Source organism: Candidatus Nitronauta litoralis (assembly GCA_015698285.1).
Taxonomy (GTDB): domain Bacteria; phylum Nitrospinota; class Nitrospinia; order Nitrospinales; family Nitrospinaceae; genus Nitronauta; species Nitronauta litoralis.
Genome location: CP048685.1, coordinates 233,916 through 245,605 on the forward strand (window position 1 = coordinate 233,916; position 11,690 = coordinate 245,605).

An 11,690-nucleotide genomic window follows, 5' to 3' on the forward strand; every position below is an offset into this window, starting at 1 on the left:
TTTTGACAAGTTTCCCTATCAAAGTAAAGGGGCTCCAGACTGTCAAATGCGGAAATCCGGGTTCGTCAACATTTGCTTGAAAAATCGGGGTAAATAGTTTAAAACTCACGGAGCAAAGCGGCCTAAATCAATTAAGTAATCCCTTAAAACAAGGCAATCAACGGCTCTATCGATGGAATTCGAGATAAATTACGCCGACATGAACTGGGTTGCTCTCCTCCCGGAGATCACCATTCTCACCACGGCCTTGTATTTACTGCTCATGGGGTTACGTAAGTCTTTTGATAACAATAGGTTTTTGGCTCGGGCCTCAGCCGCAGGTATCAGCTTCGCCCTGCTTCTGACCCTCATGCTCTGGGGAAATGCCCCTTCAGCATCGGACGAATCCTCCCCTGGAATCTTCAGTAATGCGCTAATCTATGACCGGTTTGCCCTAAGCTTTAATGTGATTTTCCTGATCATGTCGCTGTTCGCCCTTTTGGCATCCTATAAATACCCAAAGGATGACCACGGGAATAAAGCAGAATATTTCTCACTTTTGCTATTGACCGTGGCGGGCATGATGTTCCTTGCCAAGGCGGGCAACCTCATCACAGCCTTTGTTGCCCTTGAAGTCTTTTCGATTTCCCTTTATATCCTTTGCGGTTTCTCAGCGAAACACGGAACGGGATCGGAAACTCCCACCTCTGTGGAGGAACTTCCCTGGGAAACACTCGGATCACAGGAATCGACTGTCAAATATCTACTGAGTGGAGCATTTGCCTCCGCCATCCTGGTTTATGGAATGGCACTCACTTATGCCGGGACCGGAACCACCGAAATCCGCACCATTGCGCAATTGCTTCAGGAAAACCCTTACACAGAAAATAAATTGTTGTACATCGGCATGGCGCTGATGTTTGCAGGGCTGGGCTTCAAGGTCTCCCTGGTCCCATTTCACGCCTGGACCCCAGACGTTTACCAGGGAGCCCCGACACCTGTGACGGGCTTTATGTCGGTTGCGACCAAGGCCGCGGCCTTTGCATTGATTGCACGGATTTTTTACGTCGCCCTGCCATCGCTCGAAGAAATCTGGATGCCCTTCTTTTTTGGTATTTCAGCTCTGACTATGCTGGTTGGCAACACCGCTGCAATTTTTCAGGACAACATCAAACGCATGCTGGCGTATTCGGGCATCGCCCACGCCGGTTACCTGTTGATGGGAATTATCGCCAACAGTCAGGACGGAATGGCGAGCCTCATCTTTTACCTGGCCGTTTACCTGTTCATGAATATCGGTGCCTTTGCAGTGGTGTTTCTTCTCGAGGGTGAAGGTGAAGGAGGCAGTTCCATTTACCGTTTCCAGGGACTGGCCAAGCGTAAACCCAAACTGGCCGCCGCGATGGCTCTGTTCATGCTGTCTCTGGCCGGGTTTCCTCCGACGGCCGGATTCTTTGGGAAACTATATCTGTTCTGGGCCGCTATCAATTCCGGATATGTATTGCTTGCAGTGCTTGCTGTAGGAGCCAGCATGATCGCTGTATATTTTTATCTGCGCATCATTGTCATGATGTACTTCCGCGATGAAGAGGAAGAAATCAACATCGACATGAATCGCGGCATGGCCACTATCGTGACCGTCAGCACCGTCGTCATCGTCGTCGTTGGACTCTATCCCTCAGGCCTGATGCAGCTTGCTCTCGCTTCAATTCCCTTCTAGCTTTTCCAGCCCGATCATTTTTCCAGAATAAAAGTAACAGGTCCATCGTTCAGTAATTCCACCTGCATATCTGCCCCAAACCGGCCTTCGCCAACCTTGAGGCCTGACGCAACAACAGCCTCAACAAACAGCTTGTAAAGCCGCTCAGCTTCTTCAGGAAGTGCGGCGCGGTCAAATCCCGGACGACGTCCCTTGGAGCAATCTCCTGCCAATGTGAACTGGGATACTACCAGAATTTCTCCGCCGATATCCTGCACGGACAGGTTCATTTTTCCATCGTCATCGGGGAAAATTCTGAGGTTGAGAGACTTTTCGGCCAGCCATTTGATCGACTCTTCCCGGTCATTTTTTTCTGCACCGAATAGAATCATCAGTCCCCTCCCGATTCGGGCAATCTCCTTGCCATCAACGGTGACGGAGGAATGAGCGACACGCTGAAGAACCAGTTTCAACAGGGCCTCTGGAGTAACTATAGATTATCGTGCGTTGAAGAATCGACTGGAGGTGCCATCAGGACCAATGAGCACTTTAACCGGACGGTAACATTTCGGGCAACGACCTTCGTAAGCATTGCCTTCTTTATTGACATAAATTCGACGATACACATTACAACAGTCGAATTGAATACCCAGGAACTTGCGTCCCGTTGCCGATTTTTCTTTGGAATCCGACATGGCAAAAAGTTTTAATCAGGTTTCACGTAATGCATTCAGCGCAACCATTTTTCGTTCGATAAAAAACTTGTGGGGGATACGCATGGCTTTGGTGATGCGCCGTATTTCCTCAACTTCCTCATGCGACAAGTCGCCATCCGCAGCCCCAATAGCAAAAAAACAGTCAACAAAATGCAGTCGATCATTGTAAGTCGTCAATCGATTGAACTCACGGATCACTTCGTCAAAATCAAACCCTTCTTTGGCCTGGGCTTCCAGGACCTCGAACAGAATTTTCCATTCCCTGGTGCTGAAATCAAAACGCTCAGACAAGGCTTTCTTGAGCGCTTTTTTCTCGGACGGATCGAAATGCTCATCCACCTCTGCAACCGATGCCAGCAGAGTGCCGAGCAGACAAAGAAAATACAGCTGCCCGTCGTCCATGGAAATGTCCGCACCCTCTTTTTTCGATTTTAATGCGATGCGGCGAAACATCATGCTCTGGAAATACTGAACCATTTCCGGGTTTTTCTCTCGTGCCGGTTTATATAAAGTCTTTTTGAAAAATGATTTCACCTTGCCAAACGACCGACGTGTGATGGAACTGCTGTTTAAAAGTTCCCGACAATGATCTATTAACTCCCGTTCTTCCGGCTTGAGCTTACTGTCCGCATGGGCCATTTCCTCGAGAGCCTTCATCGCATCCTTACGTTTTGCTTTCGATCCCATTTCTGCAGCAAGATCCTTGAACAGGGCGTCTTGTTCCTTTTTTGAAATAGGTGCACGCAGGTAAGGCTGGATCTGTTTTATTTCATCCGGACCAAGACCGAATTTACGGTAAAGGGATTTAACGACATTCAACTCGGAGTTGGTGATTTCGCCATCCGCCCAGGCGATCACCGCCAACGCCTTGAGCAAATTCAGACTTTTATTCTTGAACATGAAGACTCCGTAAATGAGGAAATGGAGATACCCGTACTGACGGGATATTGTACCTAATCAATGGACAAGGTGAAAGCCGGAGGGGTTAAGATCGAAAAAATTAAAACTCGGTGACCCAGAGCACACCGCGGCCTTTCGGGGTGACACCAAAGATATCAAGGTAACCGTCGTCGTTGACATCACCGAAGGTCATCTCCTTGAAGGGTTGCCCATTGGGTAGGCGTTTTTTTGTCTCGATAGAAAATTTCCAAGGTCCCCGTCCGCGAAGGTAATAAGTCCCACGTGTTGAAACCAGAATCATATCGGGCCATTCATCCCCGTCCCCGTCGAGCAGATAAATCCTGTGCACCGGGAACGGTGGCATAACTTTCATGGTCCTCTTTGTAAAATATCCCTGTCCGTTATTTTCAAGCCCATAATGCAGTTCCCGGCTGTGTTCTTTTCCGCTTTTCGAGATTTTGCGGGTGAGCACGATCAAATCCTGATCTCCATCCTGGTCAAAGTCAGCCCAGTCGGAATGAACCGCCTGGTTTTTTATTGGAGGCAGATTGCTGCCGCTATGATCGGTCAACTGCCCCAGCCCGTTGTTGAGTAAAACCGCATTCTTCCCGCTGGTGTAATACAGGAAAACATCCAGCGTCCGGTCATTATCATAATCTGCGTAGACCCCACCCGCGATCCCGTGATCAATCAACGGCCACAGCAGTTTCGTCTTGTCCTGAAAATAGGCGTCACCAATGTTCAGCAGAAACTGAACGGGATAGGAGACCGACGCCTCTGGCTCTGTCGCTTGCCTGGAATTAAACAACAGGATGTCAGGATTATGATCCTTGTCGAGGTCCACCACATCGAAACGGTCCATTTCTTCCTTAACAATTGGCAATACTTTTTCACGGTCTTCAAATAAATAACCCCGGCCATTGTTGGTCAGAATTTTCACTTTACTGTCATCGGCAAACTTTCCAAGCAGGGCCACTTCGTGGGTTCCGTCGCGATTAAAATCGCCAATTTCAATGTCGTGAATTTTTTCCCCGGAAGCCCCTTTCCAGAACCTGTCCAACGGTTCCAACTGTTCCTCATCCCGATTGATCCAGGTTTCCACCACGGGAGGCCGACCCGATGGTTCGCGCACAACCACCAGATCAATCACACCATCCCTGTTAGCATGGAAAAACCGTGCAAAACGGATTGCCCCCCTGCCTTTGGGTAACCAGGGCCCCGTCTGATCAACAAATTGCTGCAAACGCGGATTTTTTTTAAGCAGGCTGGAGCGACCGCACCCGTTTAGAAAGAGGGAGAAAATCAGTAACAGAGTCGCAATGGCTATAAGAGGTTTACTGCGAGGATAGATCAAATTCATGGTGCCATGGTATCAACTTCCCCGAAGGATTGCATCCCTTAGCGCGCATTCCTTTGAAGTCAATTTTTCCGGTTGCAACTGGATGTTGGCTTCATCGCGAAAACCCTCCAGCAAAGAAGGGACAACCGCCTCGAAATTAACCGGAGCCTGCAAAACCTGTTGCAAATTTGTTGAGGTCTTTCGCAACCGCTGGCAAGCCTGCCGCCTTTTTTCTTTATTTTCGTATCGACATACGCGGGTAAACCGGTCAAAATCTTCGCCGATCAAAATAGATCCGTGTTGCAAAAATGCGTGCTGGGTTCGCCTCTGCGCTGAACCAATCAACTTTTTCCCACCCGCAGTGATTTCCCCAAAATGGAGCTCAGCAAAACAGGCCGAAGAACGTTCTGGCCCTCTACTTCTATTACCACCCGTCTGAAACTCAAGAATTGTTTCCGGAACGCCCAACCGAACCAACCCCGAAATAAGGTAGCGAGAGATGGATTCAAATATATCTTTTAAGTGATGGCCAAGACCCGGAGTGCCCAGGGGCGCTACAACCGAATAGGTCACCTCACTGCCGTGCCACAATGCCCGTCCACCTGTTGGCCGACGCACAATCTCCACGCCCATTTTCTGTGCACGCCCAAGGTCGATATCGTGTTCAATATTCTGGGAATGTCCCACGGTAATAGTTGGTTGATTCCAGCCATACAAACGCAGGGTGGGTTGGGTAGAAAGTTCATCACAGGCGATGAGCAGGGCATGGTCCACTGCCATATTGCACTTTCCATTCAATTGTCCATCCTTTATCAACCGCCAGTCGACCATAATCATTAACCCATTTTAATGCGATATTAATCGTGCAGGTTTTGTTTCATTCCGGAAAGTTTCATATAATGTTGTTATGTAGAATCGTACCATTACACGAAATGACTGACATGATGCGTTATCACTTTTCAATAGCCAAGAAACTCTTAAAAGGAATCAGCGCGACGCTGCTGTTGATTTCCTGGACCACTCCTGCCCTGTCCTTCGAAGGGTTCGAACATCCGACAAACAGCAAGCTCAAATGTCGAACCGCCTGCCATCAGCCTGAAAACCTGAAGCAATCCCGTCAGGATAAATTCAATAAACCCGAATGTCGCGAATGCCACAGCGGTGTCGAAAACAAGGTTAAGCTATTCAGCACTCCGCGCCCCCGAATTCAACTAGAGGACACAAAGCCTAACCGCAGGCAGCTTTCGTTTCGTCCTCCTGTTCGGGCATCACAACCGGCTGCCGGAATGCAAAAAACCGTTCCTGCCTCCACCCCGAAAGGCATGGCTTATGTTGAGGCCGGGGAGTTCATCATGGGATCTAACGAGCGCTGGGATGACGAGTCCCCTGAGCATATCAATGAAACCGGTGCATTCTACATCGACATTAACGAGGTGACCAATGCAGACTACAAAAAATTTGTTGATGCCACCAAACGTGAAGCACCGCACCATTGGCCGGAGGGAAAGCTGGCACCAGGCAAGGAAAATCATCCTGTAATATATGTCAACTGGTTCGATGCCAACGATTACTGTAAGTGGAATGGGAAACGGCTTCCAACAGAACCCGAATGGGAAAAGGCGGCGCGGGGTGAAGATGGAAGAATCTATCCCTGGGGTAATGTCTGGTCGCTCGATAAATCAAACAACCCGTACAAAGGCTCAACAGGTACAGAGCCGGTTGCTTCCTATAAAAATGGAGTGAGCCCTTACGGCTTGTTCGATATGAGTGGTAACGTGTGGGAATGGGTCGATGCTTTTTACCTGCCTCATCCAGGCAACAACATCCCCAAGCCGGAATACGGACGCGATAAACGCGTATTAAAAGGTGGATCGTGGTTCGATTGCCTGTCTTATGGATGCGGGTTGAGCGCACCCACTTTCAATCGTTCTTTTTTCAATCCTGAAGTAAAAAATAACAGTTTCGGGTTTCGTTGTGCGCTATCGGCGGCACCCGTAAAAAAAGCAGAAAAATAATTTGTGTGCGGGCACCTCTCCCGTGTAAGGGGGATGGAGGGATTTTCCTTCATCTTTTTGCCACAACATACAAGATCTTCAAGCGAACAATGCGTTACAATCCCCCTGGCTTCGCCTTCCCCCTTTACAAGGGGTTTTTTGAATTCACCAAAAGTTAAATAACCCTATGCTTCCAAAATTCCTGTTTGGGTCAGTTAAAAAAGCATCGAATGATATGCACCCACCCGGTGTGAGCCGGACGCGCAAAATTCTTATCTGGGTTCTGATTATCGGGTTCTGGGTCGCGTTTTACTGGGTGCGGGATCCCGCTTCGCCCTAGACAAGGACTGCCGACTGGCTTCTACAAAATCAAGGCGGGCGCGATAAGGATCGTCGTGCAATAAGTCCCAACTCTTCTTTCCCGGTGTGAGAGTCAACCGGGTCTCACGCTCACTCCATAAAAGCATCCTGCTCTCGTCAACCTCGACGGGAGTTTCCACTTTGTACTCGACGGGCTTGGGGTCTTCCTCCACAGGAGGTAGTTCCACATTGTGAAAACCGGAAACACGTGGATGGAATATCAGTTCCTTTTGATGAACCGCTCCTGCAAACTTCGCGTCCAGTCGATCCCGTCTTTTATATAAGGGGGGTTGAGGTGCGTCGATGTCGATGTGTCGATAAGGATTGATCTCGATACCAGGGTCTGGCTTGAAACGTTGCAGGTCTGGAATCTGGAAACCTTTTCCGGTCAACACCATGGCCTTATCCTGATTGCGAATTGTGGGATCCAGATCGTCGCTGTCATCCGGCCGGATTTCTTTTTCCTGCCTTAACCAGTAGGGGAGGTAATCGTACTCCAGAATTTTCTGGTACTCCTTGTCGACCCTGTATTCGCTGTGCTCGGGAACCGGAGTCTTTTTTAATCCATTGACGATTTTGGCAGCAGGTGCAACGGTATTGTCCGATGGCGAGCGCACCGGTGCCTCCTGAGCCCAAACAGACCCACCGCCCCCTAACAACAGGGCCATAATCAGAATTTGTAAGCGCAGCTCCCACTGCAGCCTGACAAACGTCATGGCGAAGATTCTCCCTAACGTAGGTTACGGCAAACATCTGCAGGACTTAACCCCTGTCGCAAAATAGAGGGAAACTTCTGCACAAAAAGGAAAAATGTTCATGGATGGGAACAGGCAGGCAAAACAAGAAACCCTTGTTTTATATAGAGTTATTATTTTCAGGCTGTGTGGCACGGGGATTGCTATTAAAACGATGAAGATTCGAACTGGCACGTCCAACTCCTCGGATAGGGTCCTCCCACCTTATCCGGGGCGTGCCTAACTTCTTCCCTTTCTACTCCGAATACACCTGATGATAGCGACTGCCTCCACCGCCGGGGCTGGGTCCGCCGGTGAGCAAATGAATCTTGTTTCCAACAACAGCAGACCCTAACCCGTGACAGGGTTTCGGCATATCCGGTCTTTTCTCCCACTTGTCCGTTTTTGGAATATAGGCTTCGTTGTCATCAAAAGTTCCTTCACCCGACTCCCCACCGAATACATAAATTTTTCCATTCAGTAACTGTGAGGTGACCCCGCTTCGCGGAGTTGGCAATGCCGCCAGTTTTGACCAGGTGTCCGTGATCGGATCGTATACTTCATTCGCTCCGAGGTTCTGATTGTAGTCGACATTGATCCGTCCGCCGATTGCATACAACTTGTCCTGCCAGACAGTCGCGGTGAAATGATCACGTGGTGTGGGTATGGGTTTATGAGAAGTCCATTGGTCGGTGTGGGGGTCGTAACTTTCATTCGCAGCGGTGTTAGCCAGACTGAAGATATGGCGCTGTGCTCCACCGACTGCGTAGATCCTGCCGTGGATCACACCTGCAGCCAAAGCACCGCGCTCTGTTGGCATTGATTTTTTTTTAGTCCAGCGGTTGGCTTTGGGATCAAACTCATAGAGGGTATTGGTGGGGGTCCACATGCCGGACTTGAAACCGCCTATGATATAAATTTTTCCTTCCAGAGTAACTGCAACTGTGTGGTGCAGAGCTTCCGGCATGGGGAATCCGGCTGTCCAGGTACTCGTAGCGGTATCGAATATATCAACTTTGTTGCTGATCCCTTTTTCTCCGAAACCGCCAAACAGATAAACTTTTCCATCAAGCGCTGTAACCGCAACCTCAGTTCGTTTTGAAGGAGTCGGACCCATTTCCTGCCACGAACCGATGGCCCACACTTGCAGGGGAATAAATGAAACCAGAAAAAACAGAAGAGAGGATTTTAAATATTGCGAGAACATCGCGACCTCCTTTTGAAAGAGACGAGTTCAGCGACCCGGCCGCAGCAGGTCGAGTTCTTTTATTTGTTCAAGTAAATCAGGGAGTGTTTCCATCTTGATCATGTTGGGTCCATCAGATGGAGCGTTGTCCGGGTCCGGGTGCACTTCCATGAACAGCGCATCCACCCCCACTGCAACCGCAGCACGTGTCAAGGGAGCCACCAGTTCGCGTTGTCCGCCAGACGTTGTGCCCTGCCCACCCGGCAATTGCAGGCTGTGGGTGCAGTCGAACACTACCGGGCAACCGAATTCATGCATGACCACGAGGGACCGCATATCGACCACCAGGTTATTGTAGCCGAACATGAATCCACGTTCAGTGAGGCTCACATTCTCATTCCCGGTCGTTTTAAACTTATCGACAACATGTTTCATGTCCCAGGGAGCAAGAAATTGTCCTTTTTTAATATTGACCGGTTTACCGGTTTCAGCAGCCTTGATGACCAGATCCGTTTGACGGCACAGGAATGCCGGGATCTGCAAAATATCCAGCACCTGGGAGGCAGGGTCAACTTCTTCCACAGCGTGTACATCGGATAAAACCGGAACATCGATTTCTTTTTTGACTTCGGCAAGAATTCCCAGCCCCGCCTCAATTCCCGGGCCTCGAAAGGATTCGATAGAAGTCCTGTTAGCCTTGTCGTAACTGGCTTTGAAAATAAAGGGAATGCCGGCTTCATCAAAAATAGTTTTCAGTCTTCCCGCGCAATCTATCGCGTGTTGGCGGGATTCGATCACACAGGGTCCAGCGATTACGGCCAACGGCTTTTCGGCCCCCATGGAAACGTTTCCAACTTTTATCTCACGCGTCATGATTTTTCTTCCATATCCGGGATACTCACCCCAATAAACGGAATCGGAATCGGGTGTGGTTGTTCCGTGCGAGGCATCAATCCATCGGGGGCCAAAAGACTGTAGGTAATTTCGCGAACCTTTTCGTGGTTACCCGCTTTATAAACCGATTTAAAACCTTTGTTGCGCAAGTCTTCAAGGTTGACATCCGGAGCATCCGGTGTGATCAGGATTATGTAGGGGACTTTTTTGTCACGGGCATTTTTTATCAGGTGATGAAGCTCATTCTTTCCCTTGCGCATTACAAAAACCACAAGGCTGCTTTTGAGCAATCCGGAGCGTTTGACACAATCCTGAAAGTTGGCAAACACAACAACAGTGAAATTTTCCTGCTTCACAAATTTGGCCAACTGCAACCGTTCGTTTTTTACCGGGTCCACAATGAAAAGTGTTTTGTAATCCATATATCCTGAATTCAGCAGAGTTAATATAAAAAATCTAATTTCTAAAGCGTAGTCTAGCACCAAAGACCGAGTGCTTGTATCTAAAAGAGCCCTTCGGATTGCTACCTGAAAAACATGTTAGGATATATTCTTGTATATTTTGCCAACCTGCTTATGTTTCAACCTCCTGCCCTTCAAAGGGCTTCAACAAGGCTCTCCATATGCGTTGGTTACTGAACTCCATGGTTTGCATATTAATATTGCTCACACCCGATATTGGTTTTGCAGAAGGCCCACCGAAAGACAAATCCCTATTAGTTCCAATCGAAGGCGAACTCAATCCTATCATTGCCTCTTTTGTAAAAGAGGAAATTGGCCGGGCACAAAAGGAAAAGTTTGCGTTCGTTATTTTAAAATTGAGTTTAACTGGAGATTTTAGTCCCGCACTCCTCCATACCCTTAAGACCATTCAAAACTCAAAACTACCGATTGTTGCGTTCGTGCCCCGGCAGGATTCTCCTCCCTCCCTGGCCCGAACATTTTTGCTGGAAGCTTCACATCTTGCTGCAATGGCACCTGAAACCAAATTCGGCCGTGCCCCCCCGGAAGACGATCTTGATATCCCCCTGCCTCCCGAAGAAGCGGCTGAAAAAAATAAAACCATGATCCAGCAAACGGCCTTATTGAAAACTCTGGCTTCCAGCCAGGGGCGGAAAACCACCTGGGTCGAAGAGGTGGTCCGGGAGGGGAAGTCGTTTTCTGCGGAAGAAGCAATTAATCTGGGAGCCATTGATCTGGCAGCAGAAAACCTGGATACACTTCTTGAAAAAGCTAACGGTCGTTCGGTTCATGTGCTTTCGCAAACAATCATACTCAACACACAAAAGCTTGAGTTGTCAGAATCCGAGGTTCCCGAGATTCTCGAGGCCATGCAAACTTTGGCCAATCCGGAAATTACCCAGTGGGTGGTGATTGCCGGTATCGTCCTCCTATTGCTTGATTTTCTGGTTTTCGGTGCCGTCGTACCGGGGGCCATAGGACTAATTTGTCTGGTCCTGATGCTTTTTGCCAGTGGGCTCATCTCCCCTCCAACTGCCGGGTGGACTTTCATCGTCATGGGACTGTTATTACTTTTCCTGGAAGGCGTCGTAGCGGCAATGGGCCTGATCGCGATTTGCGGTGCCGTGTCTCTCATATTTGGAATCCTGATTCTACTTGGACATCATTTCCCGGATTTACTGATTTCAGACACTACTGTAATTTTCGCCGTCTCGTTGGGAACCCTGTTTTCCATTGGTTTGCTTTCACTCATAAAAAAAATATATAAAAAATTCAACAAGGGGAAAGAAGAGGAATCTCCAGCTTAAATCTTTCCAATTATTGAGAAAATTTAGAATTTTGGATGTTTTTTCCACAAGCAAAAATGAAAAAATTGCGAAATTTATTGATAACAGGGGTAGTAATCGAAGCCTTTGCCCCCTATTATGT

Annotated in this window: 12 protein-coding genes; 3 read left to right on the forward strand and 9 right to left on the reverse strand. The window is 48.6% G+C overall.

Going from position 1 to position 11,690, the window contains the following annotated elements:
• The first annotated feature begins 172 nt into the window (after nt 1-172).
• The gene (locus G3M70_01000) at nt 173-1,699 is read left to right on the forward strand and encodes an NADH-quinone oxidoreductase subunit N (protein QPJ60540.1); all 1,527 of its coding nucleotides are present in this window, start codon (nt 173-175) and stop codon (nt 1,697-1,699) included.
• A gap of 14 nt (nt 1,700-1,713) precedes the next feature.
• On the opposite strand, the gene G3M70_01005 is transcribed toward G3M70_01000, so the two are convergent.
• From G3M70_01005 to G3M70_01025, 5 genes are all read right to left on the reverse strand, one after another.
• The gene (locus G3M70_01005) at nt 1,714-2,151 is read right to left on the reverse strand and encodes a D-tyrosyl-tRNA(Tyr) deacylase (GenBank protein QPJ60541.1); all 438 of its coding nucleotides are present in this window, start codon (nt 2,149-2,151) and stop codon (nt 1,714-1,716) included.
• Between the two features lie 24 nt (nt 2,152-2,175).
• A complete protein-coding gene (locus G3M70_01010) occupies nt 2,176-2,373 on the reverse strand; it encodes a hypothetical protein (protein QPJ60542.1) in 198 nt (65 codons plus the stop codon).
• 15 nt (nt 2,374-2,388) lie between these two features.
• On the reverse strand, nt 2,389-3,294 hold the full coding sequence (locus G3M70_01015) for a hypothetical protein (GenBank protein QPJ60543.1): 906 nt from the start codon (nt 3,292-3,294) through the stop codon (nt 2,389-2,391).
• Nucleotides 3,295-3,394: 100 nt separating this feature from the next.
• A complete protein-coding gene (locus G3M70_01020; protein QPJ60544.1) occupies nt 3,395-4,654 on the reverse strand; it encodes a VCBS repeat-containing protein in 1,260 nt (419 codons plus the stop codon).
• A 12-nt stretch (nt 4,655-4,666) separates the two neighbouring features.
• Nucleotides 4,667-5,470, reverse strand: a complete 804-nt coding sequence (locus tag G3M70_01025) for a lipoate--protein ligase family protein (GenBank protein QPJ60545.1) — start codon at nt 5,468-5,470, stop codon at nt 4,667-4,669.
• 107 nt (nt 5,471-5,577) lie between these two features.
• Here G3M70_01025 and G3M70_01030 point away from each other — a divergent pair, with 107 nt between their 5' ends.
• Nucleotides 5,578-6,648, forward strand: a complete 1,071-nt coding sequence (locus G3M70_01030) for a formylglycine-generating enzyme family protein (GenBank protein ID QPJ63664.1) — start codon at nt 5,578-5,580, stop codon at nt 6,646-6,648.
• Nucleotides 6,649-6,914: 266 nt separating this feature from the next.
• Here G3M70_01030 and G3M70_01035 read toward each other — a convergent pair whose 3' ends face one another.
• The 4 genes from G3M70_01035 to G3M70_01050 form a co-directional block, all read right to left on the reverse strand.
• A complete protein-coding gene (locus tag G3M70_01035) occupies nt 6,915-7,703 on the reverse strand; it encodes a hypothetical protein (protein ID QPJ60546.1) in 789 nt (262 codons plus the stop codon).
• A 274-nt stretch (nt 7,704-7,977) separates the two neighbouring features.
• A complete protein-coding gene (locus G3M70_01040) occupies nt 7,978-8,928 on the reverse strand; it encodes a galactose oxidase (protein QPJ60547.1) in 951 nt (316 codons plus the stop codon).
• 27 nt (nt 8,929-8,955) lie between these two features.
• Nucleotides 8,956-9,780 carry a 3-deoxy-8-phosphooctulonate synthase gene (gene kdsA / locus G3M70_01045; protein ID QPJ60548.1) on the reverse strand — a complete coding sequence of 275 codons (825 nt, stop codon included), beginning with the start codon at nt 9,778-9,780 and terminating at the stop codon, nt 8,956-8,958.
• On the reverse strand, nt 9,777-10,223 hold the full coding sequence (locus G3M70_01050) for a hypothetical protein (protein QPJ60549.1): 447 nt from the start codon (nt 10,221-10,223) through the stop codon (nt 9,777-9,779). The genes kdsA and G3M70_01050 overlap by 4 nt, the downstream gene beginning before the upstream one ends.
• Before the next feature lie 200 nt (nt 10,224-10,423).
• On the opposite strand from G3M70_01050, the gene G3M70_01055 reads away from it, so the two are divergent.
• The gene (locus G3M70_01055; protein ID QPJ60550.1) at nt 10,424-11,569 is read left to right on the forward strand and encodes a hypothetical protein; all 1,146 of its coding nucleotides are present in this window, start codon (nt 10,424-10,426) and stop codon (nt 11,567-11,569) included.
• Nucleotides 11,570-11,690: the final 121 nt, after the last annotated feature.

Bases quoted from the DNA above. Each gene is read 5' to 3' on its own strand.
- G3M70_01010 (QPJ60542.1), bottom strand. From the start codon at position 2,373: ATGTCGGATTCCAAAGAAAAATCGGCAACGGGACGCAAGTTCCTGGGT.
- G3M70_01000 (QPJ60540.1), top strand. From the start codon at position 173: ATGGAATTCGAGATAAATTACGCCGACATGAACTGGGTTGCTCTCCTC.
- G3M70_01020 (QPJ60544.1), bottom strand. From the start codon at position 4,654: ATGAATTTGATCTATCCTCGCAGTAAACCTCTTATAGCCATTGCGACT.
- G3M70_01040 (QPJ60547.1), bottom strand. From the start codon at position 8,928: ATGTTCTCGCAATATTTAAAATCCTCTCTTCTGTTTTTTCTGGTTTCA.
- G3M70_01015 (QPJ60543.1), bottom strand. From the start codon at position 3,294: ATGTTCAAGAATAAAAGTCTGAATTTGCTCAAGGCGTTGGCGGTGATC.
- G3M70_01050 (QPJ60549.1), bottom strand. From the start codon at position 10,223: ATGGATTACAAAACACTTTTCATTGTGGACCCGGTAAAAAACGAACGG.
- G3M70_01055 (QPJ60550.1), top strand. From the start codon at position 10,424: ATGCGTTGGTTACTGAACTCCATGGTTTGCATATTAATATTGCTCACA.
- kdsA (QPJ60548.1), bottom strand. From the start codon at position 9,780: ATGACGCGTGAGATAAAAGTTGGAAACGTTTCCATGGGGGCCGAAAAG.
- G3M70_01025 (QPJ60545.1), bottom strand. From the start codon at position 5,470: ATGATTATGGTCGACTGGCGGTTGATAAAGGATGGACAATTGAATGGA.
- G3M70_01030 (QPJ63664.1), top strand. From the start codon at position 5,578: ATGCGTTATCACTTTTCAATAGCCAAGAAACTCTTAAAAGGAATCAGC.
- G3M70_01035 (QPJ60546.1), bottom strand. From the start codon at position 7,703: ATGACGTTTGTCAGGCTGCAGTGGGAGCTGCGCTTACAAATTCTGATT.